This is a genomic window from Achromobacter xylosoxidans, from assembly GCF_002192695.1.
In the GTDB taxonomy this organism is placed as follows: Bacteria; Pseudomonadota; Gammaproteobacteria; order Burkholderiales; family Burkholderiaceae_B; genus Achromobacter; species Achromobacter xylosoxidans_C.
On record NZ_MTLG01000008.1, the window covers coordinates 95,429 to 118,387 of the forward strand.

A 22,959-nucleotide genomic window follows, 5' to 3' on the forward strand; every position below is an offset into this window, starting at 1 on the left:
CCGCGGGACGCGCCTTTTTTATGCAAGCGCCGATCAGCCGCGGGCGTTGGTGCCCGGCACGCGCAGCTGCGAGCCGACCTTCAGGGCGCTGCCCTTGATGTTGTTGAGCGCGCGCAGCGCATCCACCGAGGTGCCGTACTGCTTGGCCAGCGAGAACAGCGTGTCGCCCTGGCGCACCTTGTGGGTACGCACATTGGGACGGGCGCTGGCCACGCGCGCGGCCGGCGCCTGGGCGCTGCGGCCGCGCGGGGCGGCGGCCTTGTTGTCCGACGGCGCTGAGTCCAGGGCGCCCACCGGCGTGGCCAGCGAGGCCAGTTGCACGCCGCCCGTGCCGGGGTCGCCAGGCACCAGCAGGGATTGGCCGGAAGCGGATTTCTGGCGCGAACCGATGTCGTTGGTCTGGCGCAGCGTGGCTTCGCTCACGCCGAAACGCTTGGCGATCGAGGCGTAGGATTCGCCGCGGCGCGAATGGTAGATCTTCCAGGCGCTGAGGTCGCCCTTGTAGTTGGTCAGATTGGCGTTGAAGATCTCGACGCGGTCGGCCGGCAGCAGCAGGGTGGGGCCGTGGTCGCCGCGGATCACGGGGCGGTTGAACGAGGGATTCAGCGCCTTGAATTCGTCTAGCGGCATTTCGGCCAGCTTGGCGGCGATTTCCAGGTCGATGTCGCTGTTCTTCTGCACCGTCACGAAGTAGGGCGTGTTGCCCACCGGGGGCAGGGCCACCGCATAGCGCTGCGGATCGGCGATGATGTTCTTGATGGCCTGCAGCTTGGGCACGTAGTTGCGGGTCTCGTCGGGCATGTTCAGGGACAGGTAGTCCGTGCCCTGGCCGGCCGCTTCGTTCTTGGCCATGGCGCGCTGCACCGAGCCTTCGCCCCAGTTGTACGAGGCCAGCGCCAGGTACCAGTCGCCCTGCATTTCAAACAGCTTTTCCAGGTAGTCCAGCGCCGCGTTGGTCGAGGCGATGGGGGCGCGGCGCTCGTCGCGCCACCAGTCCTGCTTCAGGTTGAAGTGCTGGCCGGTGGCCGGCACGAACTGCCACAGGCCCGAAGCCTGGGCGCGCGACAGCGCGGTCGGGTTGTAGGCGCTTTCGACGAAGGGCAGCAGCGCCAGCTCGGTCGGCAGGCCGCGGCGGTTGATCTCGTCGACGATGAAATACAGGTACTTGCCGGCCCGTTCCGCCATGCGCTGCACCGACTCGGGGTGGGACGCGTAATAGTCGGTCCACTGCTGCGAGAGCTCGGTGTTCAGGTTGGGAATGGCGAAACCGCGGCGGATGCGGTCCCAGGCGTCGGCGGGCGGGTTGGTCAGATCCACCGTCCGGGACGTGTCGCGGGCGATATATCGCCCTTGGGAATTGGTGGTGAGGTTCTTGCTATCGGGGGCTTTGGTTCCTGCGCAACCGGCGAGGACTGCCAGCATGAGCGGCAGAAGGAGTCGGGATAGATTCATCAGGTTGTCACTTGAAATCGTTCTTCCATTCACGAAGGGAGGCAAAGACCTCTACCGGCGTAGCGTGGCTGCGGCCGGCCCAGCGCTCTGCGGCGTGGACGACCTCAACTTCTTGCGTGCGCAAAAACGGATTGGCCGCGCGTTCCTGCCCAATGGTGGACGGAAGCGTGGGAAGACCTACTGCTCGTAATTGCTGGGCCTGCTGGTGCCACTGTTGCAGGCTGCGGTTGGCCGGATCGACTGCCAAGGCCCAGCGCAAGTTCGCTAGAGTGTACTCGTGTGCGCAAAAAACCTGTGTATCTGGCGGTAAAACAGCAAATTTCCCTAAAGAATCATGCATTTGCGCCGGAGTGCCTTCGAAAAGACGGCCGCAGCCGCCGGCAAACAGGGTGTCGCCACAGAACAGAACCGGCTCCCGGCCGGCCGCGCGGCCGTAGTAGGCGATGTGGCCGGCGGTGTGTCCGGGCACGTCCAGCACGGCCAGGTCCAGGTCCAGTTCCGGGATCGCCACGCGGTCGCCCTCCGCCAGGCGCACGTCGCAGCGCGGCAGCTGTTCATGCGCGGGGCCGTATACGGTGATGCCCTCGATGCGGGACAATTCCGGTACGCCGCCCACGTGGTCGCCGTGATGGTGCGTGAGTAGAATGGCGCGCAGTCTCAAGCCGTTCTGGGCCAGCCATTGCAGCACCGGGCCGGCGTCGCCGGGATCGACCACGGCGGCGTCGCCGCCGCGGACGATGGCCCAGATGTAGTTGTCGTTGAAGGCGGGTAGAGGCAAGACCGCGGCGTTGCGATCGCGGCCGCCTGTGGGGGCGGTCAAGGCTTGCATGGGATTCGAAGGAATAGAACGTGGCAGAAGATACTCCGCCGATTGTAGAACTGGCCGAATGGTTCCAGACGCCGCCGGGGCAATACGTCCTGGCCTGGGAGCGGGCGCAGTTCGACGCGGCTGTCGCGGACGTGTTCGGATATTACGCCTGGCAAGTGGGCCTGGCGGACATGAATCTGCTGCGCGCCAACCGCATGCCGTTCAAAGGCTATGTGGGCACCGAGACCCCGTCCGCCGAGAGCGCGGCCGCCTGGCAGTCGCGGGTGGTGCTGGCCGAGCCCGAGGCCCTGCCGTTCGAATCCCAGAGCGTGGACCTGCTGATCCTGCCGCATGCCTTCGAATGCGCGCAAGAGCCGCACAACGTGCTGCGCGAGGTCGAACGCGTGCTGGTGCCGGAAGGGCGGGTGGTGATCTCGGGCTTCAATCCCTGGAGCATGTGGGGCGCGCGCACCCGCATGCCCGGCATGGAACCCTGGCTGCCGCAGCCACCCTCGTCCCAGGTGTCCTTGCCGCGCCTGAAGGACTGGTTCAAGCTGCTGTCGCTGGAGGTCGAGGCCAGCCAGTTCGGCTGCTACGCGCCGGCCTGCCGCAGCGAAAAATGGCTGCAGCGCTGGTCCTTCCTGGAATCCGCGGGCGCGCGCTGGTGGAGCGTGGGCGGCGCGGTCTATCTGGTGTCGGCGGTCAAGCGGGTGGCCGGCATGCGTATCATTGGCCCGGCCTGGAAGAAGGCCAAGCCCAAGCGCGCCCGCGCCGCGTCGGTGGTGGTCAACCGTCACGCGGACGACGGCTCTTGAAGGCAAGGCCCCGCGCCGCGGGGCCAATTTTTTAGCAAGGAATACCAGGCAGCACCATGCAGGACGACAAAGCGAACGAGCAGAAAGTGGAAATGTGGACCGACGGCGCCTGCAAGGGCAATCCCGGTCCGGGCGGCTGGGGCGTGCTGATGCGCGCCGGCAGCCACGAAAAGACGCTGCACGGCGGGGAACTCCAGACCACCAACAACCGGATGGAGCTGCTGGCGGTCATCCAGGGCCTGCGCGCGCTCAAGCGCCCATGCGCGGTCACGATCCACACGGACTCCCAGTACGTGATGAAGGGCATGACCGAATGGCTGGCCAACTGGAAGCGGCGCGGCTGGATGACGGCCGACAAGAAGCCCGTCAAGAACGTCGAGCTGTGGCAATTGCTGGACGAGCAGGTGCAGCGGCATGCGGTGTCCTGGCGCTGGGTCCGTGGACACGCCGGCGATCCCGGCAACGAACGGGCCGACCAATTGGCCAATATGGGCGTGGAATCGGCCAAGCGGGGCTGAGGGCATCGGGATATACCCTCAAATCCGCCCTCAGGGGCGGATTTAGTTCTTTCATCCGGCTTCAGGATTGTTCCAGTATGTAAATCCGGGTGCTAAAGTGCCAACCCTCATTCCAGTTCCTGCGGCGCAGTCCGCGTGGGGGCATGCCAGGCCCGCGCCGCAATACCGCCACATTCGCGCATGAAAAAAGCAGTACTGCTCGCCGCCGTAGCGGCAGGGTTGGCCGCGGGGGCCGCGCTCGGCATTTTTGTGCCGCGCTGGCTTGCCTATGGAACCGTCAGTCCGCAGCCCGGCGCCGTTCAAGCGCCCCTGGTCACGCGCGCCGCGCCGGTCCGGGTCGAGGTGGCCGCCGTCGAAGAGATTCCTTTCGCGCGCGGCATTTCGGCCGTGGGCAGCCTGCGCTCCGACGAGTCCGTGGTGCTGCGGCCGGAGGTCGCGGGCCGCATCCAGTCCATCGATTTCAAGGAAGGCCAGCCGGTCAAGCGCGGCGACGTGCTGATCCGCCTGGACGATTCCGTGCCGCGCGCCGAACTGGCCCAGGCGCGCGCCAACCTGACCTTGGCGCAAAGCCACTACCGGCGCTCGGTGGAGCTGCAGGGCAAGGGCTTCGTCAGCCAACAGGCGCGCGACGAATCCGCCAGCACCCTGAAGGTGCAGGAAGCCGCGGTGGCGCTGGCGCAGGCGCGGCTGGACAAGATGACGATCTCGGCGCCGTTCGGCGGCATTGCGGGCTTGCGCAGCGTGTCGGTGGGCGACTACGTCAACCAGGGCCAGGACCTGGCCCCGCTGGAGGCGATCGACCCGCTCAAGGTGGACTTCCGCGTGCCCGAAATGTATTTGAGCAAGGTGGGCGTGGGCCAGCCGCTGACGCTGCGCATGGACGCGCTGCCCGGCCAGGAGCGCCAGGGTGTGGTCTACGCGGTCAGCCCGCTGGTCGACGCGGGCGGACGCTCCATCCTGCTGCGCGCCACGGTCGCCAACAAGGATGCGGTGCTGCGCCCGGGCATGTTCGCCCGCGTGCAGTTGCAGTTCAGCCAGGACAAGGCGCTGGTCGCGCCGGAAGCCGCGCTGTCGCCCTCGGGCGCGACGCAGTACGTCTACCGGGTCAAGAACGGCGTGGCCGAGCGGCGCGAGGTCACCATCGGCGAGCGCCGCGAAGGCCGCGTCGAGATCCTGACCGGGGTGGCGGCGGGCGACCAACTGGTGGTGTCGGGCTTGCAGCGGGTGACGGACGGCGCCGCGGTGACCGTTCTGGGCAACGGCGCGTGACGCCGGCCTTTTTCCATTTTTGGCGGTAGCGCAATGCGTATCTCGGAAACCTGCATCAAGCGGCCGGTGTTCGCATCGGTCCTGTCGCTGATCATCGTGCTGATCGGCCTGATTTCGTATTCGCGCCTGACCGTGCGCGAATATCCGAAGATCGACGAGCCCATCGTCTCGGTGGACACCACCTACAAGGGCGCCTCGCCCGAGGTGATCGAGTCGCAGGTGACCAAGCCGCTGGAAGACCAGCTGGCCGGCATCGAGGGCGTGGACGTGATGACCTCGCGCAGCCGCTCGGAACGCAGCCTGATCAACATCAAGTTCAACCTGTCGCGCAATCCGGACGCCGCAGCCGCGGAAGTCCGCGACAAGGTCTCGCGCGCCCGCCGCTTCCTGCCAGACGAGATCGACGAACCCATCATCGGCAAGGTCGAGGCCGATTCCCAGCCCATTATCTACATCGCGGTCGAGTCCGGCTCGTACTCGGCGATCCAGACCTCGGACTACATCAACCGCTACATCAAGACCCGTCTGTCGGTGCTGCCCGGCGCGGCCGAGGTGCGCGTCTTCGGCGAGCGCCTGCCGTCCATGCGCATCTACGTGGACCGCGACAAGCTGGCCGCCTACGGCCTGACCGTGCAGGACGTGGAGGCCGCGCTGCGCAGCCAGAACGTCGAGATCCCGGCCGGCCGCATCGAATCGCGCGCGCGCGAGTTCTCGGTGGTGTCTTCCACCGACCTGCAGACGCCGGCGCAATTCGAGAACGTGATCGTCGCCAACGTCAAAGGCTATCCGGTCCGCCTGCGCGACGTGTCCAACGTGGAGATCGCCGCCGCCAGCGACCGCGTGCTGTCGCGCTTCAACGGCAAGCCCGCCATCAACATCGGCGTGACGCGCCAGTCCACCGCCAACCCGCTGGAACTGTCCAAGGCCGCGCGCGAGGAAGTGGCGCGCCTGAACGAGAACCTGCCGGCCGGCATGAAGCTGAACATCGCCTACGACTCGTCGGTGTTCATCGAACGCTCCATCGATTCCGTGTTCCACACCATCGGCGAAGCCATCGTGCTGGTGGTGCTGGTGATTTTCTTCTTCCTGCGCAACCTGCGCGCCAGCATCATCCCCATCGTCACCATCCCGGTGTCGCTGGTGGGCGCCTGCGCGTTGATGTACCTGTTCGGCTTTTCCATCAACACGCTGACGCTGCTGGCCATGGTGCTGGCCATCGGCCTGGTGGTGGACGACGCGATCGTGGTGCTGGAGAACATCTTCCGCCACATCGAAGAGGGCATGCCGCGCAAGGAGGCCGCGCTGCGCGGTTCGCGCGAGATCGGCTTCGCGGTGGTCGCCATGACCATGACCCTGGTCACCGTGTACGCGCCGCTGGCCTTCGCCACCGGCCGCACCGGGCGGCTGTTCATCGAATTCGCGTTGGCGCTGGCTGGCGCGGTGCTGGTGTCGGGCTTTGTGGCGCTGACGCTTACGCCCATGATGTGCTCGGTGCTGCTGCGCCACCAGAGCAGCCATAGCCGCTGGTACAACCTGATCGAAGGCTGGCTCAACGGCATGAGCAACGGCTACCGGCGCGCGCTGGGGGCGTCGCTGCGCCACCGCTGGCTGGTGGTGGCGATAGGCGTGGCGGTCGCGGCCGCGAGCGGGGTGCTGTTCAAGGTGGTCAAGAGCGAGCTGGCGCCCATCGAGGACCGCGGCGTGGTGTTCGGCATCGTCAGCTCGCCGGAAGGGGCGACGCTGAACTACACGCTGGAAAGCATGCTGGGCATCGAGAAGTTCTATTCCGACATCCCCGAGGCCAGCGGCAGCCAGGTGACCGTGGGCTTTCCCACCGTGACGGACGGCACCGCCATCCTGCGCCTGAAGCCCTGGGAAGAACGCAGCCGCAAGCAGCAGGCCATTACCCAGCAGCTGCAGCCGCAGTTCGCCTCGCTGCCCGGGGTGCGGGCGTTCCCGACCAATCCGCCGTCGCTGGGCCAGTCGGCCCGCTCCAAGCCGGTGGAATTCATCATCATGAGCCAGGCGTCCTACGCCGAGCTGTCGCGCCTGACCGAGGTGTTCCTGACCGAATTGCGCAAGTACCCGGGCCTGATCAACCTGGATACCGACCTGCGCCTGAACACGCCGGAACTGCGGGTGCGGGTGGACCGCGACAAGATGGCCGACGTGGGCGCCAACGTGGACACAGTGGGCCGCACCCTGGAGTCCATGCTGGGTGGCCGCCAGGTCACCCGCTACAAGGACGAAGGCGAACAGTACGACGTGATCGTGCAGGTGACGCCGCGCGACCGCGCCAATCCCACCGATATCTCGGGCATCTACGTGCGGGCGCGCGACGGCAGCATGGTGCAGCTGGACAACCTGCTGGGCGTGCACGAAGGCGTGTCGCCGCAGTCGCTGAACCACTTCAACCGCCTGCGCGCCGTGAAGATCGACGGCGCCGTGGCGCCGGGCTACGCGCTGGGCGAGGTCCTGGCGCACATGCACCAGGTGGCGCGCGATGTGCTGCCCAACACCATCGTGACCGACCTGGACGGCCAGTCGCGCGAGTTCCGCGATTCCTCCGGCAGCATCTACCTGGTGTTCGCCATGGCGCTGGCCTTCATCTACCTGGTGTTGGCCGCGCAGTTCGAAAGCTGGCGCAATCCCTTCATCATCATGCTGTCGGTGCCGCTGTCCATGACCGGCGCGCTGCTGGCGCTGTGGTTGACCGGCGGCACACTGTCCATCTACAGCCAGATCGGCCTGATCACGCTGGTGGGGCTGATCACCAAGCACGGCATCCTGATCGTCGAATTCACCAACCAGCTGCGCGACGAGGGCAAGGAATTGTTCGATGCCGTCATCGAGGCCAGCGTGCTGCGCCTGCGGCCCATCCTGATGACCACGGGCGCCATGGTGCTGGGCACCGTGCCGCTGGCGCTGTCCACCGGCGCGGGGGCGGAATCGCGCCAGCAGATCGGCTGGGTTCTGGTGGGCGGGCTGATGCTGGGTACACTACTGACCTTGTTCGTCGTGCCGGTGGCCTATACCTTGATCGCCACCGCACGCAAGAAACCCGGCCAGGCCGGCAGCGCAGCGCATCACCCGGACCCCGCTCCGGCGCCGCGCGCGCAGCCCGCCTCGCCCGCCCAAGCGTCGGAATAAGTTATGCGCCAGATCATCTTTGACACTGAAACCACCGGACTGGACCCTGCCCAGGGCCATCGCATCGTCGAGATCGGCTGCGTGGAAATGGTCAACCGGATGAGCACCGGCAACAACCTGCACATCTACCTGAACCCGGACCGCGACAGCGACCCCGAGGCCTTGGCGGTGCACGGCCTGACCACGGAATTCCTGTCCGACAAGCCGCGCTTCGCCGATGTGGCGGACGAATTCGTCAAGTTCATCCAGGGCGCCGAGCTGATCGCGCACAACGCGGCGTTCGACGTCAAGTTCTTCAACGCCGAACTCGCCAAGACCGGGCGCGGCCCGGTCACCGACTACTGCGAGACGGTCACCGACTCGCTGCTGCACGCGCGTTCGCTGTTCCCCGGCAAGCGCAATTCGCTGGACGCGCTGTGCGACCGCTTTGGCATCTCCAACGCCCACCGCACGCTGCACGGCGCATTGCTGGACTCGCAGCTCCTGGCGGAAGTCTGGCTGGCCATGACCCGCGGCCAGGATGCGCTGCTGATCGACGTGGACGACGGCGCCAGCGCTGGCGGCAATGGCGTCGAGCTGGCCCGCTTCGACGCGTCGGGCCTGCCCGTGATCAAGGCCAGCGAGGCGGAACTGGCCGAGCATGAAACCTATCTCGCCGCCCTGGACAAGTCCGTGGGCGGGGAGTGCACTTGGCGCAAGATCGACGCGCCGGTGGCGGCCGCTTAAAGTTTTTTCGAGGCGACTTGCACACGTTCAAAAAAACGTGCTAATATTTCGCCTCTTTCGGGGTGGTTAGCTCAGTGGTAGAGCACTGCCTTCACACGGCAGGGGTCACTGGTTCGAACCCAGTACTACCCACCAAAGACCCTTGGAAGATGACGTAAGCCCCAGGCTTATCGTTGTCGGCGTACCAAGGTCAAAAAAAAGACGCAACGCAAACAAAGCCAACCGCGAGGTTGGCTTTTTTGTTTTGCGGGATCAGAACATTGAGCACGCCTTCGAATCCGGGCGCTTTGCATATGGCGCGCAAGCCATTGCGCTGAACCGTCCCTTTCATTACGCTTAGCTTGATTTGACGCAAGCGGACTCTCGTCGATTGAGCCGCGTCGCATGCAAGCCTGACTATCATTGATAACAATGGCTTTGGCCCGTGGGGCCAGGCGTAGGCGAACAGGAGAAGGTCATGTCCGAGCACACCACTACCATGTTGATCATCATCGGCGCCGGGGTGGCGCTCATGCTGATCGGCTTCGGGCTGCGCGACCGCAATCTCGGCATGGGGCTGATGGGCATAGGCCTGATCACGGCCCTGGGCACGATCATCTACAAGGCCTACATCACCTTCTACTGACCGCCTGCCGCGGTTCAGTTCTTCTGCGCATTGCGCGCCGCGCGCGCCAGCAGGCTGTCCAGCTGATTGGCGAAAGCCTTGCGGTCGGCCTGGCTGAACGAAGCCGGGCCGCCGGTATCCACGCCGCTGGCCCGCAATTCTTCCATCATGTCCCGCAACGCCAGCCGTTCCCGGATGGTTTCCGGCGAGTAGCGCTCGCCGCGCGGATTCAGGGCCATCGCGCCTTTTTCCAGGACTTGAGCGGCCAGCGGGATGTCGCCGGTGATTACCAGGTCGTCCTTGGCCGCGCGTTCGGCGATGTGGGCGTCGGCGACATCGAAGCCGCGCGGCACCTGCACCGCGCGGATCAACGGCGAGGGCGGGGTGTAAAGCATCTGGTTGGCCACTAGCGTCAGCGGCACCTGCCAGCGCTGGGCGGCGCGGAACAGGATGTCCTTGATGACCGCGGGGCAGGCGTCCGCATCGACCCAGATGTGCATGCGCTTACTTGTCCAGCGCGTTTTGCAGCACTTCGGCCACGATGTCGTTGGTGGACACGCCGCGCTCGGCCGCCAGGGCGCGCAGCTTGTCGGCGTGGGCCTGCGACAGCTTCAAGGGGAACGGCACCAGGCCGGCGGCCTGGTCGAGCTTGCGCTGTTCGCGGCGGTCGGGCGCTTGCGAGGCGGCGCCGAAGCGGTCCGGCGTGGCCGCTTGCTTGAGTTGGCCGGCCAGCTTCAGGGCCTGGTTTTTCTGCAGATCGAATTTATTCATGGGAATTCCTGGTAGGGAGCGCAATCATAAGCGCAACCGGCTTCAGTGCGGTTTGCCTTGCTCGAGCTTGGCCAGCCCTTCCTGGGCGCCGTCGTGCAGCGGCACGGTCAGCCCGCGGCGGGCGGTCGCCAGGCCCACCTGCGCGCCCTGGGCCGATCCGGCGGCCAGCAGGTCCTGCCCGGTCACGTAGACCGCGCGCACGATCACCAGGGCCTCGTCGCGGGTCAGGTCGGCGGTGGTGAGCAGCAGCGCCGCCATGCCCACGGTGGGGATCGGCTCCAGCTGGTTGGGATAGGTGCCGGCAGCGATGTCCAGCGGCATCAGCGCGTTGTCTTCCGCCGCCGTCAGCGTCTTGATGGCGGCGGGGTCCAGCGGCAGCAGCTTCAGGCGCGCCTGGGTCAAGGCGTCGCGCAGGGGCGTGGCCGGCACGCCTATGACCTGGGCGGCGGCGTCGACCGCGCCGGAGTTCAAGGCCGGCAGCGATTCGGTGAACGGCGTGTCGGCCACGGTGTAGTCGCGGCCGGCCTGCAGGCCGTGGGCGGCCAGCACCGTTTCCAGCGTGGCGCGCACCGCCGAGCCTTCCGGCCCGAGGGCGATGGTCTTGCCCTTGAGGTCGCGCACGCCGCGCAGGGAGGCATCGTCGCGCACCACGATGTGGACCAGTTCCGGATACAGGCTGCCCAAGGCGCGCAGGCCGGTGAACGGACCCTGGCCCGCGAACGGCCCCTTGCCGTCGTAGGCGAGCCGCGCCGTGTCGGCCTGGGCCAGCCCCACCACCGCGTCGCCGCTGCGCAGCAGCGCGATGTTCTCGGCGCCGCCGCCCGTGATCAGCGGCGAGACCCGGATCTGCTGCTTGCGCGCCACGTCGCTCAGGGCGCGCGCGAACGCCACGTATTCGCCGCGGTCCGGGCCGCCGGCCAGCGGGTAGCCCTGTTGCATGCGGGCCAGGCGGCCGTTGATGCGCGCCACCGAGCGCTCCAGTTCCTGCTGCACCACGTGCTGCGCGGTGCTGGAGGCGCTGTAGGAGACCGAATGGGTAATCTGGTCCAGCGTGTCCAGCAGTTGGCGCGTGACGGGCGGCGGCGCGCCAGTGTCCAGGTTGGGCGCCTCTGCCGCTTTGAAACCGGCGGGCGTGACGAGCTTCCAGTCGTCGCCCTCCTGGCGGTAGATGGCGCTGGCATGCGCGACGATGCGGTCGCCGGCCTGGTTGCCGCCGGATTTCACGCCGCTGATGCTGCGCGGGCCTGCGCCCAGCAGCGTGACCAGCGCGGCGGCGCCGGGCTGGTCCCAGGCGCCCAGGGTGATGTTGCGCGCCAGATCCAGTTCGACGTCGTAATAGACCACGCGGCGGGTTTCACCCGCCGGGGCGCTGCTGTCCGAGGCCGAGCCCATGCGCTTGAGCTCGGCGATGCGGAACAGGTCCGCGCCGTACGCGGTCGCCAGGCTGCGTTCGACGTCGGCGCGCAGCACGTCGGTATCCGGCGCGCGGCCGCAGGCCGCCAGCACCAGGCAGAGGCTCAGAATGATGAGACGTTTGAACATGGTCACATCCCTCCCACGAATGGCAAGGAGATCAGCGAGGTCAGCACGATCACGTTCAGGATGTCGACCAGGAAGGCGCCGGTGACCGGCACGACGATGAACGCTTCCGGCGCCGGGCCGTGTCGCCGCGTCAGCGCCTGCATGTTGGCGATGGCGGTGGCCGTCGCGCCCAGCGCGAAGCCGCAGAACGCGGCCGACATGATGGCCGCCTCGTAGTCGCGCTTGAGCATGCGGAACACCACCCACGCGGCATACAGCGCGCACACCAGGGTCTGCACCGCCAGCATCAGCGCCAGCGGGCCCGCCAGGCGCGCCACGCTGGACAGGTCCAGCGTCATCATGGTCATGCCCAGGAAGAGCGACAGGGAGATGGTGCCGATGATCTCGGTGGCGCGATCGTCCAGCTTCAGGCCCAGCTTTTCGCCGCCGTTGCGAATGAGCACGCCCGTTGCCAGGCACCACAGGAAGTTGGGCAGGCTGACCGGGGCGTCCTCGACCAGCGCGGCCAGGTAGCCGCCGACCACCAGGCAGACCAGCGCGGCGGTCAGGGACACGATGTAGGAGCCGGCGGAGGACGCGGGCGCGTTTTCCATCAGGTCCGCAGGCTCATGGCCATCGCCGGGCACGTGGTCCAGGCTGCCGGCCAGCTTGTGCCGCCGCATCAGCCATTCGGCCACCGGCCCGCCCACCACGCCGCCCAGCACCAGCCCCAGGGTGGCGGCGGTCATTGCCAGCGCCATCACGTCCTGGATGTTGTTGAAGTCGGCGAAGCGCGTGGCGTAGGCCGCGCCCGTGCCATGCCCGCCCACCAGCGTGATGGTGCCGCCCAGGAGGCCCATCAGCGGATGCATGTCCAGCAGCCAGGCCATGCCCAGCCCCACGGCGTTTTGCAGCACCAGGAACGGGATCAGGGCCAGCAGGAAGGCGATCAGCCTGGGGCCGCCCTTGGCTAGCAGCTTCAGGTTGGCGGTCAGGCCGATGCTGCCGAAGAACAGCAGCAACAAGGTCGGCTTGATGCTGGTTTCCAGCGAGACGGACACGCCGCCCCAGGTGGACAGCAAGTAGGCCAGCACGGCGAACAGCAGGCCGCCCACGATGGGGTCGGGAATGCTGTAGCGGGCGAGGACGCCGATCCGGGTGGTGAGCACGCGTCCGATGACCAGGACGAGGCAGCATGCCAGCAGTGATTGAACGGGCGTAAGCGAGATCATAGGTACCTTTGCACCCTGTCAGGGCACGGTGAACTTTCTGGCTGTTTGAACCCTGCCGCCTCACACGGACTGAGGCTTATGTTACGTCCGCCGCGCGGGCGGTGTACATGGGGGCAGGGGGAGGCGGCGCGCGGCGCGGGGCCGGGCGGGCGGTAGGCCGCGGCAGTTGCGGCCGGGGCGGCTAGAGCGGAAATGCGCGCGACATGTATTGCGCGCGCGGCCCGTAGCCGGCCAGTTTTTCGGCCAGGTCGGCGCTGTCTGCGCTGACCGGCAGATAGCCGTGGCGCTGCCAATAGCCCACGGCGGATTCCAGGGACACCAGGCTCGCGCGGCGCAACCCGCCTGCGTGCGCCTTGGCCGCCGCGGCGCGCAACAGCGCCTGGCCCACGCCCAGTCCCTGCGCCGACGGCGCTACCGCGCAGTCATGCAGGAACCAGTGGTCGGCGCCGGCCGGCAGCGCCGGCAGCGCGACATCGAGCGCGGGCGGCAGCCCCGCATCCCAGGGATAGGAAATCAGGTAACCCAGCAGCCCGTCGCGGCTGGCCTGCGCGACCCAGCAGTGCGAGGGGGCGAGCGCCAGGCGGTTCTGGAAGAAACCGGCGCTTTCCAGCAGGAAACCGGGGTAGGCCAGGGTCTGGAGAGCCAGGATGGCGTCCACGTCGCTGGCCCGCATGGACCGGACTTGATATTGCATGACTACCTGCGAAAACAAAAACTCGAGCGCATTTTACCGATCCGCGCGTGGTTCCCGGCTTTACAGGCCTTCACAAATTGGGGACACAGGTTCACGGGACTTTATTGTTTTCAGGGGGAGGCTCCCTAGAATTCGCCCTGGACTACCGGCTTGTCAGGCCGCGCGGCATTTGATGAAAATTCAACGACCCGCTGCGCATACTGCTCGCCATAGTCCTGCATTCCGAGTCTAGAGCCATGCACATCCAGTTCCGGTCCGAACCCGTCGCCCCGCAAGTATTGACCAAATCGTTTCCCCTGGAAGCGGTGTGGCCGGCTGCCCAAGCGCCCGTACCGTATGACACTTGCGTGACTTGCGTCATCCCTTGCCTGAACGAATGCGAGAACCTGCGGGTGTTGCTGCCCTTGCTGCGCAATCGTCTGCAAGCCTTGTGCACCAGTTGGGAAATCATCGTGGCCGATGACGGCAGTACGGACGGCACGGAAGCGCTGATGGCCGAATGGGCCGAACATGACGGCTTTCGCTACGTGCAGCTGTCGCGCAATTTCGGCAAGGAAGCCGCGATCAGCGCCGGCCTGGAAGCCGCCACCGGCAACGCCGTGATCTGCCTGGACGCCGATCTGCAACACCCCCCCGCGCTGATCGAGCAGATGCTCGCGCGTTGGGCTGCCGGTGCCGAAATGGTCTACGCCGTGCGCGAAACCCGTAGCGATGAGTCCTGGGCCAAGCGCGCGGGTGCGCGCTGGTTCTATAAGCTGCTGAGCGGGGCGCGCGGCGTGGACGTGCCGGCGCACGCCGGCGATTTCCGCCTGATGGACCGCAGCGTGGTGGACGCGCTGATCGCGCTGCCCGAACGTACCCGCTTCATGAAGGGCCTGTATGCCTGGGTCGGCTTCAAGGGCGAGGCCCTGGCCTATACCCCCGAGGAGCGCATGCACGGCAATAGCCGCTTTGGCAGCATGCGCCTGTTCCGGCTGGCGCTGGACGGCCTGACCGCGTTCACCACCTGGCCGCTGCGCCTGGTCAGCCTGGTCGGCGTGGCGTTCGCCATGCTGGCGCTGGGCTATGCGGCCTATCTGGTCGGCGAATACCTGTTCTTCGGCAACGAGGTCTCCGGCTGGACGACGATCGTGACGGCAGTGCTGTTCTTTGCCGGCGTGAACCTGGTTTCGCTGGGCGTGGTGGGGGAGTACGTGTCCCGGATCTTCGATGAAGTGAAGGGGCGGCCGCTGTTCGTCGTGCGCCGCCGCCAGGGTCGGGCTTCCCGGCCGGACAAAGGCCTGGGCTGACATGTCCGCCACGACTTTCTGGCGGCGTTCAGACTGGACCCCGCCCGCAGGACGCTTCCTGCTTGCGATAGGTGCGTGGCTTGCCTTCCTGGCCTGGATCAGGCCCCTGACCCTGCCCGATGAAGGGCGCTATGCCGGCGTGGCCTGGGACATGCTGCGCAGCGGCTCGCACGCGGTGCCCTTGCTGGACGGCATGCCGTACTTCCACAAGCCGCCGCTGTATTACTGGCTGACCGAGCTGTCCTTCTCGGTGTTCGGCCTGCATCCCTGGGCGGCGCGGGTGCCTTCCTGGCTGGCCGCGTGGGGCGCCGTGGCGGCCCTGTACTGCTTCGTGCGGCGCTACCGCGATACCGCGACCGCCGCGCTCACGGTGCTGGTCCTTGCCACCATGCCGTTCTTCTATGGCGGTGCGCAGTTCGCGAATCTGGACATGCTGGTTGCCGGCTTGATCACGCTGTGCGTGCTGGCCGCCGTGGACACGGCGCTGCGCGTCGAGCGCGGGCAGGCCTGGCGCGCGATGTCGGTGGCCGCCGCTGTGCTGGCGGCGTTGGCGGTATTGGCCAAGGGCCTGATCGGCCTGGCGCTGCCGGGCGCCATCCTGCTGATCTGGCTGCTGTGGGAACGGCGCTGGCGCGGCCTGGCCGCGCTGTGCTGGCCGCCCGCGCTGCTGGCGTTCATCGCCGTGGCGGCGCCGTGGTTCGTGCTGATGCAGCTGCGCTATCCCGGTTTTTACGACTACTTCTTCGTTTATCAGCATTTCCAGCGATTCGCGGCCAGCGGCTTCAACAATGCCCAGCCGTTCTGGTTCTATCTGCCGGTGATCGCCGGGCTCAGCCTGCCCTGGTCGCTGTGGGGCGGCGGCATATTGCGCAAGGCGTTCTGGGAAGGTCCTTCGCGCAGCCTGCGGCGCCTGGGCTTGGCGTGGTTTGCCGTCGTGCTCGTGTTTTTTTCACTGCCGGATTCCAAGCTCGTGGGCTATGTCCTGCCTGCGTTGGCGCCGCTGGCTTTTCTGCTGGCTGAAGTGATCCAGGGCGCCCGGCGCGCCGATGCCGAAGGCGCCACGCGCCTGGTGCGCCTGAGTGCGGTCCTGGCGGCGGGCATCTGCGTCATCGCGGTGGGCATCGCGGCGAACAACGTGCGCGGCAGCGCGGGGCCGCTGGCCAAGGTAGTGCGGGAACAGGCGCGGCCGGACGACACGTTCGTCTCGCTGCACACCTATCCCTTCGATCTGGCGCTTTACGCAAGGGCGGCGCGTCCTGCGTGGGTGGTGGACGACTGGCGCAATCCGGAGGTTCCCGTGCGCGACAACTGGCGCAAGGAGCTGTACGACGCCGCGCAGTTCGATCCCGAGACGGGCGAGGAGGTATTGCTCAGTCCGGCGGAATTCACCGCGCGTCTGTGCCAGGCGGCGCAAGGGGCGCGTTTCTGGGTGTGGGGCACTGCGGCCGACAACCCGGTCTATCCGCCGCTGCAGGGGCTGGCGCCTGTGGTCAGCAGCGTGAAGTACGTGATGTGGCGCGTCGACGTGGACGCGGCCTTCAAGCAGCGGGTTTGTGGCGGAATGCCCAGAACCGGCTGACGATGAAGGTCGCCACGGCGAGTCCGAGCAGGATCAGCGCGAGCAGGATGTCGTAACGGATGGCAGTGCTGTGCAGCAGCCAGGCATAAGCGGCTTCGTTGATGAGAAAGCCTATGGCTGACACAAAGAAGAAACGGCGCGCTGCTACCGTCCAGGGAGTTTTGGAATGTCGGAATGTAAGCCGGTAGTGGCCGGTGAAGGATACCGCGAAGGCGACCAGCCAGCCCGCCAGGTTGGCGGCCAGGGGCGGGATGCGGAAGAGTTCGACGCAAGCCACGGCGACAGCCCAATGGGTGGCTGCGGCGGCGCATCCGACAGCAATGAAGGTGCTTACTTGTTGCAGCAGGGCGCGCATGAAAGCCGTGGGGATAAGGAAGTCAAAGGTATAGCGATGAGCAAACGTATTGTGGTCTGCGGTGATGATTTTGGCATGAATGCCGACATCGATGAAGGCATGATTGCGCTGGCCGGCATGGGCCGCCTGAGCGCGGTCAGCTGCCTGACGCTGGGCCCTTCGTTCGCGGCGAACGCGGGGCGGCTGGCGTCGCTGAACGTGGATGTCGGCCTGCATGTGAACTTCACCGAAGCGCTCATGCCCGGCGCCGATCCCATGCCCACGCTGAGCCGGCTGATCCTCAATGCCTACACGGGCAGGCTGGATGGCGATTGGGTCGAGGCGCAGCTGGAGCGCCAGTTCGACGCCTTCGAGGCCGCCTTCGGCCGCGCGCCGGATTACGTCGATGGCCATCAGCACGTGCATCAGCTGCCCGGCATCCGCGAGCGCCTGCTGCAGTTGCTCAAGCGCCGTTACGGAGCCCATATGCCGTGGCTGCGCCAGACGGCGCCCGGCATGCAGTTCGGCATTCCCTTGAAGGAAGCCATCAAGGCGCGCGTCATCGGCGCGCTGGGCTCGGCGGCGCTGGCGCGCCAGGCGCGCAAGGACGGCATGCGCACCAACCGCCGGCTGTTGGGCGTCTACGGCTTCGCGGGCGGCAAGCGCCGTTACGCGGACCTGCTGCAGAACTGGCTGTTCAATGCGCGCGACTGCGACCTGCTCATGTGCCACCCGGCGCTGGGCAGCCAGGACGGCTGCGCCATGTCGCGCCAGCGCCGCGCGGAATTCGATGTGCTGGCCAGCCCCAAGCTGGGCGACTGGCTCAACGTCAACGGCGTGCACATCTCGCGCTTGCCGGCCGCGGCGCGCTGATCGGCTGCCAGGCCGTTGCGGCGCGGGCCGGCTCTAGCCGCCCGTCAGGCTCTGCAGCAGCCAGGCGCCCGCCGGCCCCAGCGCGCGGCGTCGCGACCAGACCGCATCGACGCGGATGTGGCGCGGCCAGCCCGGCGCCTTCAGTTCAACCAGCTGATCCTGGCCGAAGCGCTGGAACATCCAGCGCGGCAGCTCTGTCCACCCAAACCCCAGGGTCGCCATGTCCATCAGCATCAGATAGCCGGGCGCCGACCAGGTCGCGTACGCGGGTTCGGGCTCCTTGTCGCCCAGCTCGTACGTGCTCAGGCGCAGCGCGCGTTCGGATTTCAGCTGGTCCTCGGTGACCCGGGGCAGCCTGGCCAGCGGGTGCTTGCGGCTCACGCACAGGACGATTTCCGAAAGCTCCGCCAGGGCGGCGTGCGCGACGTCGGGCGGATAGCTTTCCTGGGCGGCCATCAGCCCCAGGTGCGCGCGACCCTGCTGTACCAGCGCCACCACATCCTCGTACTCCGCGATCAGGCATTCGAAGCGCAACGCCGGATAGCGCTGGTCGATCTGGCTGAGCATGTTCTCGAAGGTCTCGGACTGGAACGTGTCGGACAGCACCACCGTCAGCCGGGGCTCCAGGCCTTCGGATAGTTGGCTGGCGCTGCGATTCAGCCTGTCGTTGGCGGCCAGCACCTGCAAGGCCTGGCCCAGCAGCACGCGGCCCGCCTCGGTCAGGGCCGGCTGGCGCTGGCTGCGGTCGAACAGCGTCACGTTCAGGTCCACCTCGAGGTTGGCGACGGTTTCGCTGACGGTGGACTGGCTTTTCCCGAGCTTGCGGGCGGCGGCGGAAAACGTGCCTTCGGAGGCGACCTGGGCGAACGCCGCCAGGGATTCCAGGGAATGGCGCATGGGCGTGGGTTCCGGTGTTATCGGTTTTTCCGATGAAAACCATCTTTATCGTAACGGAAATGTCGTCGAAAATCCCTGTCACTCAGTATCAACCGACCGCAGGTGGGTCATGACGCAAGCCAAGAAATCCATTAAAGAACGTTTCCTCCACGCCTTTCTGTTCGAAATCATCGCCATCGGCCTGTGCGCCCCGGCGGCCGCCTGGGCCATGGGCAAGTCCCTGTTCGAAATGGGCGTGCTGACCGCGGTGATCGCCTGGATCGCGCTGGTCTGGAACATGATCTACAACGCGGGCTTTGACCGCATCGAGAACCGCATGGGCTGGACCCGCACGCTGCGGCTGCGCGTGGTGCATGCCTTCGGCTTCGAGCTGGGCCTGATCCTGATCGTGATTCCGCTGGCGGCCTGGTGGCTCGACATCAGCCTGTGGCAGGCCTTTGTGCTGGATATCGCGCTGGTGCTGTTCTATCTGCCCTACGCCTTCCTCTACAACCTGGCCTACGACCGTTCGCGGCCGCGGGTCCTGCAGTGGCTGGCCCGCCGCAAGGGGCAGGCCGCGCCGGCCGTCACGCGTCAATCACCTTGCGCGTGAACATCTCCAGGTAGTCCATCAGCGAGTCCGCGCCCTTGATGGCCGCGGACTCGTTGCCAGTGGCGATGCCTTCGGCCATCAGCATGTGGCGGCGCGCGCCCTCGGCGATGTCGCCCTCGTGCTGGTAGGCGTACCAGAAGCGGCGGCACTGGATGATCAGCGGCGCCACCGCGTTCACGGCCGAGGCGTTGCGGCAGGCCTGGTGGCAGACGTGATCCAGCATCTGGTCGGCATGCATGTAGTCGTCGAGATTGCCGCCTTCCGCCGCGCGGATCATCTGCGCCGCGCAATCCACGATCTGGCTGCGTTGCGCAGGGGTGGCGCGGCGCGCGGCGCTGGCGGCGATCAGTTGTTCCAGCGCCCGGCGGGTCTGGATCAGGTCCATGTGGTCCGCCAGCTGGATCATGGACACGCGCAGGCCGCGCCGCGGCTCCTGGCGTATCAGCCCGGCGGCCACCATGCGCAGCAGCGCCTCGCGCAGCGGCGTGCGCCCCAGGCCGGTCATTTCCACCAGATCCGCTTCCACGACCGCGCTGCCCGGCTGCAATTGCAGCGTGGCGATCATGCTTTCGATCTGGTCGTAGGCGACATCGGCGGCGCGCCGTTTGGATTCTGCTGCTGCCATCAACTATTGTTTTCCTTCGTTTTGCGCCACTGCGCGTAGGCCAGCCATTCGCCGACGAATCCGCGCCGGAAGAACGACACGCACAACACGAAAATCAGTCCGATGACGATGGTGACGATGTCGCCCAGGGTGGCAAGGTAATTCTGCAAGCTGACGACCAGCGTCGCGCCCACCACCGGCCCCCACACCGTGCCGATGCCGCCCAGCAGCGTCATCAGCAGCACTTCCGTGGAGGTGGCGAGCGAAACGTCGTTCAATGCAACCAGCTGGAGCACCAGCGCCTTCAGCGAACCGGCCAGTCCGGCCACCGAGGCCGACAGCACGAAGGCCAGCAGCTTGCACCGGTCTGTATCGTAACCTAGCGATATCGCCCGCGGCGCGTTGTCCCGGATGGTCTTGAGCACCTGGCCGAAGGGCGAATGGATCACCCGGTAGACGAACAGAAAGCCCAGCACGAAGACTCCCAGCGTGAAGTAATACATGTTGGCGTCCACGCTCAGGTCCACCAGGCCCAGGAACTTGCCGCGCGGGATGCCCTGCATGCCGTCCTCGCCGCGCGTCCAGCCCACCTGCACCGCCATGAAGTACGCCACTTGCGACAGCGCCAGCGTGATCATCGCGAAGTAGATGCCGGTGCGCCGGATCGCCAGCCAGCCGATGGCCCAGCCGATGGCCGCGGCCATGGCCACGCCGCAAGCCATGGCGACCTCGGGCGGCAGGCCGCGCGCGCCGAACAGGATCATCATTTCACCGGCCGCGTAGCCGGCCCAGCCGAAGAACGCGGCATGGCCGAAGGACACCAGTCCGGTAAAGCCGGTCAGCAGGTTGAAGGCCAGCGCGAACAGCGCAAAGCACAGCACCTTCATCACAAACACGGGGTAGACGATCTGCGGGAACAGTGGCACCAGCAGGGCCGGCGCCAGCAGCAGCGCCAGGATGCGGATCGAGGAGGGTATGCGCTGCACCTTATTTCTCCTTGCCGAACAGGCCGGCGGGGCGCGTCAGCAGAACGATCGCCATGACGATGAAGACCACCACCGTCGAGGCTTCGGGATAGAACACTTTGGTCAGCCCTTCCAGCAGGCCCAGGGCCAGCCCGGTGACGATGGCGCCCATGATGGAGCCGAGCCCGCCGATCACCACCACGGCGAACACGATGTTCAGCAGGTTCGAGCCCATCAGTGGATTGATCTGCATGACGGGCGCGGCCAGCACCCCGGCCACGCCGGCCAGCGCCACGCCGAAGCCATAGGTCAGGGTGATCATCACCGGCACGTTGACGCCGAAAGCCTGCAGCAGCTTGGGGTTTTCGGTGCCCGCGCGCAGCATGGCGCCCAGCCGGGTCCGCTCGAACAGATACCAGGTGGCCAGGCACAGCGTCAGGGACGCCACCACCACGAAGGCGCGGTAGGCCGGCAGGAACATGAAGCCCAGGTCGAAGCCGCCCTGCAGGACCTCGGGCGGCTCGTAGCCCACGCCCGAGATGCCGTAGAAGTAGCGAAAGCCGCCTTCCATCATCAGCGCGATGCCGAAGGTCAGCAAGAGGCCGTACAGGTGGTCCAGGTGGTACAGGCGCTTGAGCAGCGTCTTCTCGATCACGACGCCCACCAGCCCCACCAGCAGGGGAGCCAGGACCAGCGCGGCCCAGAAGTTGATCTGCACGCCGGGTCCCAGCAGCTGCGGCAGCTGCGTGAAGCCGATCCAGGCCAGGAACGCCGCCATCATGAACTGGGCGCCGTGCGTGAAATTGACGATGTTGAGCAGGCCGAAGATGATGGCCAGGCCCATGCTGAGGATGGCGTAAAAGCAGCCGTTGATCAGCCCCACCAGCAGTTGGGCGAGCAAGGCGGAAAGCGAGATGTCGAACATGGTAGGCGGCGGGCGGAAAGGTGTCGCGTCGATTTCCGGGAAGCGCGCGGCGCCGGTGCGCCGCGGCCAGGGCAGCCGGCGCCGCACGCCATGCGCGCGGCGCGTGGCGGCATCAGGTCTTGTTCAACGAGCACGCGGCCTGGGGCTTGGGGAAGACTTCCTCGCCCTTGAGCACCGACTTCACGTTGTAGTAGTCCCAGGGCGCCTTGGATTCGGCGGGCGACTTCACCTGCAACAGCAGCATGTCGTGCACCAGCGCGCCGTCGGCGCGCAGCTTGCCGTTGCGGATCACGGCGTCGTTGATGGTCATCTCGCGCATCTTGGCCATCACGGCGGGCGCGTCGTCGGTGCCCGCCGCTTCGATCGCCTTCAGGTAGGACAGCGTGGCCGAATACACGCCGGCCTGCGAGGCGGTCGGCATCTTCTTGGCCTTCTCGTAGAACTTCTTGGCCCAGGCGCGCGAGGCATCGTCATAGTCCCAGTAGAAGGCTTCGGTCAGGTACATGCCCTGCGCCTTGGCCAGGCCCATGCTGTGCACGTCCGAGATGTAGGTGAGCAGCGGCGCCACGATCTGCTTCTTGTTGATGCCGAACTCGTTGGCCTGCTTGACCGCGTTGACCGTGTCGTTGCCGGCATTGGCCAGCGCGATCACGTCGGCCTTCGAGGCCTGCGCCTTCAACAGGAACGAGGAGAAATCATTGCCGGGGAAAGGATGGCGCGACACGCCCACCACATTGCCGCCGTTTTCCTGGATGACTTCGGTGCCGTCCTTTTCCAGCGAGTGGCCGAAGGTGTAGTCGGCGGTGATGAAGTACCAGGTCTTCTTGCCTTCCTTGACCAGCGCGCGGGCGGTGCCGGCGGCCAGCGCGTAGGTGTTGGTGGTCCACTGGGCGTTCAGGGGCGAGCATTTTTCGCCCAGGATGGCGGTGGACAGGCCGGCCGACGGCATGGTCACGCGGTTCTTCTGCTTGGCGATTTCCATCACCGCCAGCGCGGTGGACGCGGTGGGGAAGTCGGTGATCATGTCGACCTTGCCCTGGTCGAACCATTCGCGCGCCAGGTTGGCGGCGACGTCGGGCTTGTTCTGGTGGTCGGCGGAAACCACTTCCACCGGCTTGCCCAGCACCTTGTTGCCCATTTCCTCGGCAGCCATGCGGGCCGCGATCACGGAGCCGTTGCCGGCCAGGTCGGAATAGACGCCGGACAGATCGGTCAGGACGCCGATCTTGACCACGTCGTCGCTGACCTTGGTCTGGGCTTGGGCGGCGCCGATCATGCCGACGGCGAACAGCGCTGCTGCGATTCGATTCAATTTCATCTGACTACGCTCCGTGTAGGAAG

The 22,959-nt window shown here is 66.6% G+C and carries 24 protein-coding genes and 1 tRNA gene; 11 read left to right on the forward strand and 14 right to left on the reverse strand.

All coding sequences use genetic code 11. The features are described from left to right. Positions 1 to 33: 33 nt before the first annotated feature. A complete protein-coding gene (locus BRO63_RS02055; RefSeq protein WP_088138317.1) occupies positions 34 to 1,452 on the reverse strand; it encodes a transglycosylase SLT domain-containing protein in 1,419 nt (472 codons plus the stop codon). Between the two features lie 7 nt (positions 1,453 to 1,459). Then, a complete protein-coding gene (gene gloB, locus BRO63_RS02060; protein ID WP_088138318.1) occupies positions 1,460 to 2,281 on the reverse strand; it encodes a hydroxyacylglutathione hydrolase in 822 nt (273 codons plus the stop codon). A 20-nt stretch (positions 2,282 to 2,301) separates the two neighbouring features. Between gloB and BRO63_RS02065 the strand changes: the two genes are divergently transcribed. The 6 genes from BRO63_RS02065 to BRO63_RS02090 all read left to right on the forward strand — a co-directional run bounded on the left by BRO63_RS02065 (position 2,302) and on the right by BRO63_RS02090 (position 8,873). Further along, positions 2,302 to 3,075 carry a class I SAM-dependent methyltransferase gene (locus BRO63_RS02065; protein WP_088138319.1) on the forward strand — a complete coding sequence of 258 codons (774 nt, stop codon included), beginning with the start codon at positions 2,302 to 2,304 and terminating at the stop codon, positions 3,073 to 3,075. A gap of 56 nt (positions 3,076 to 3,131) precedes the next feature. Next, positions 3,132 to 3,593, forward strand: coding sequence for a ribonuclease HI (rnhA, locus tag BRO63_RS02070; RefSeq protein WP_088138320.1), 462 nt, complete (start codon positions 3,132 to 3,134; stop codon positions 3,591 to 3,593). Between the two features lie 180 nt (positions 3,594 to 3,773). After that, a complete protein-coding gene (locus BRO63_RS02075; protein ID WP_088138321.1) occupies positions 3,774 to 4,862 on the forward strand; it encodes an efflux RND transporter periplasmic adaptor subunit in 1,089 nt (362 codons plus the stop codon). 33 nt (positions 4,863 to 4,895) lie between these two features. Beyond that, on the forward strand, positions 4,896 to 8,012 hold the full coding sequence (locus BRO63_RS02080; RefSeq protein WP_088138322.1) for an efflux RND transporter permease subunit: 3,117 nt from the start codon (positions 4,896 to 4,898) through the stop codon (positions 8,010 to 8,012). Between the two features lie 3 nt (positions 8,013 to 8,015). Continuing rightward, complete coding sequence (gene dnaQ / locus BRO63_RS02085; RefSeq protein WP_088138323.1) at positions 8,016 to 8,738, forward strand: DNA polymerase III subunit epsilon; 723 nt, start codon at positions 8,016 to 8,018, stop codon at positions 8,736 to 8,738. Positions 8,739 to 8,798: 60 nt separating this feature from the next. Continuing rightward, a tRNA-Val gene (locus BRO63_RS02090) sits at positions 8,799 to 8,873 on the forward strand. Between the two features lie 55 nt (positions 8,874 to 8,928). Here BRO63_RS02090 and BRO63_RS34130 read toward each other — a convergent pair. Further along, complete coding sequence (locus BRO63_RS34130) at positions 8,929 to 9,093, reverse strand: hypothetical protein (RefSeq protein WP_179215019.1); 165 nt, start codon at positions 9,091 to 9,093, stop codon at positions 8,929 to 8,931. Positions 9,094 to 9,195: 102 nt separating this feature from the next. On the opposite strand from BRO63_RS34130, the gene BRO63_RS02095 reads away from it, so the two are divergent. Further along, the gene (locus BRO63_RS02095; protein WP_042796365.1) at positions 9,196 to 9,363 is read left to right on the forward strand and encodes a hypothetical protein; all 168 of its coding nucleotides are present in this window, start codon (positions 9,196 to 9,198) and stop codon (positions 9,361 to 9,363) included. Between the two features lie 14 nt (positions 9,364 to 9,377). On the opposite strand, the gene BRO63_RS02100 is transcribed toward BRO63_RS02095, so the two are convergent. From BRO63_RS02100 to BRO63_RS02120, 5 genes are all read right to left on the reverse strand, one after another. Next, on the reverse strand, positions 9,378 to 9,842 hold the full coding sequence (locus tag BRO63_RS02100) for a YaiI/YqxD family protein (protein WP_088138324.1): 465 nt from the start codon (positions 9,840 to 9,842) through the stop codon (positions 9,378 to 9,380). A 4-nt stretch (positions 9,843 to 9,846) separates the two neighbouring features. Further along, positions 9,847 to 10,113, reverse strand: coding sequence for a hypothetical protein (locus BRO63_RS02105; protein WP_088138325.1), 267 nt, complete (start codon positions 10,111 to 10,113; stop codon positions 9,847 to 9,849). A gap of 42 nt (positions 10,114 to 10,155) precedes the next feature. After that, positions 10,156 to 11,661 carry a TAXI family TRAP transporter solute-binding subunit gene (locus BRO63_RS02110; protein WP_179215020.1) on the reverse strand — a complete coding sequence of 502 codons (1,506 nt, stop codon included), beginning with the start codon at positions 11,659 to 11,661 and terminating at the stop codon, positions 10,156 to 10,158. Beyond that, on the reverse strand, positions 11,658 to 12,866 hold the full coding sequence (gene gltS, locus BRO63_RS02115) for a sodium/glutamate symporter (RefSeq protein ID WP_088138327.1): 1,209 nt from the start codon (positions 12,864 to 12,866) through the stop codon (positions 11,658 to 11,660). Before gltS ends, BRO63_RS02110 begins: the two co-directional genes overlap by 4 nt. Before the next feature lie 181 nt (positions 12,867 to 13,047). Then, positions 13,048 to 13,539, reverse strand: coding sequence for a GNAT family N-acetyltransferase (locus BRO63_RS02120; RefSeq protein ID WP_088138328.1), 492 nt, complete (start codon positions 13,537 to 13,539; stop codon positions 13,048 to 13,050). A gap of 257 nt (positions 13,540 to 13,796) precedes the next feature. On the opposite strand from BRO63_RS02120, the gene BRO63_RS02125 reads away from it, so the two are divergent. Then, entirely contained in the window at positions 13,797 to 14,849 is a 1,053-nt protein-coding gene (locus BRO63_RS02125) for a glycosyltransferase family 2 protein (RefSeq protein WP_088138329.1), read from the forward strand. Position 14,850: 1 nt separating this feature from the next. Further along, positions 14,851 to 16,428 (forward strand): ArnT family glycosyltransferase, encoded by a 1,578-nt coding sequence (locus BRO63_RS02130; protein ID WP_088138330.1) that lies wholly within the window; start codon positions 14,851 to 14,853, stop codon positions 16,426 to 16,428. Here the strand turns inward: BRO63_RS02130 and BRO63_RS02135 are convergent. Further along, a complete protein-coding gene (locus tag BRO63_RS02135; protein WP_088138331.1) occupies positions 16,388 to 16,783 on the reverse strand; it encodes a GtrA family protein in 396 nt (131 codons plus the stop codon). The genes BRO63_RS02130 and BRO63_RS02135 overlap by 41 nt on opposite strands. A gap of 36 nt (positions 16,784 to 16,819) precedes the next feature. Between BRO63_RS02135 and BRO63_RS02140 the strand changes: the two genes are divergently transcribed. After that, complete coding sequence (locus BRO63_RS02140; protein ID WP_088138332.1) at positions 16,820 to 17,635, forward strand: ChbG/HpnK family deacetylase; 816 nt, start codon at positions 16,820 to 16,822, stop codon at positions 17,633 to 17,635. A 33-nt stretch (positions 17,636 to 17,668) separates the two neighbouring features. Here BRO63_RS02140 and BRO63_RS02145 read toward each other — a convergent pair whose 3' ends face one another. Next, positions 17,669 to 18,532, reverse strand: coding sequence for a LysR family transcriptional regulator (locus tag BRO63_RS02145; RefSeq protein WP_088138333.1), 864 nt, complete (start codon positions 18,530 to 18,532; stop codon positions 17,669 to 17,671). Positions 18,533 to 18,641: 109 nt separating this feature from the next. On the opposite strand from BRO63_RS02145, the gene BRO63_RS02150 reads away from it, so the two are divergent. Further along, entirely contained in the window at positions 18,642 to 19,124 is a 483-nt protein-coding gene (locus BRO63_RS02150; protein WP_054458466.1) for a multidrug/biocide efflux PACE transporter, read from the forward strand. On the opposite strand, the gene BRO63_RS02155 is transcribed toward BRO63_RS02150, so the two are convergent. From BRO63_RS02155 to BRO63_RS02170, 4 genes are all read right to left on the reverse strand, one after another. Further along, positions 19,099 to 19,749, reverse strand: a complete 651-nt coding sequence (locus tag BRO63_RS02155; protein ID WP_088138334.1) for a GntR family transcriptional regulator — start codon at positions 19,747 to 19,749, stop codon at positions 19,099 to 19,101. The two genes, BRO63_RS02150 and BRO63_RS02155, sit on opposite strands and share 26 nt — an antisense overlap. Then, positions 19,749 to 20,714: a branched-chain amino acid ABC transporter permease gene (locus BRO63_RS02160; protein WP_088138335.1), complete on the reverse strand. Its 966-nt coding sequence runs from the start codon at positions 20,712 to 20,714 to the stop codon at positions 19,749 to 19,751. The genes BRO63_RS02155 and BRO63_RS02160 overlap by 1 nt, the downstream gene beginning before the upstream one ends. 1 nt (position 20,715) lies before the next feature. Next, positions 20,716 to 21,618, reverse strand: a complete 903-nt coding sequence (locus tag BRO63_RS02165; RefSeq protein ID WP_088138373.1) for a branched-chain amino acid ABC transporter permease — start codon at positions 21,616 to 21,618, stop codon at positions 20,716 to 20,718. Between the two features lie 112 nt (positions 21,619 to 21,730). Next, complete coding sequence (locus BRO63_RS02170; protein WP_088138336.1) at positions 21,731 to 22,936, reverse strand: ABC transporter substrate-binding protein; 1,206 nt, start codon at positions 22,934 to 22,936, stop codon at positions 21,731 to 21,733. Between the last annotated feature and the right edge of the window lie 23 nt (positions 22,937 to 22,959).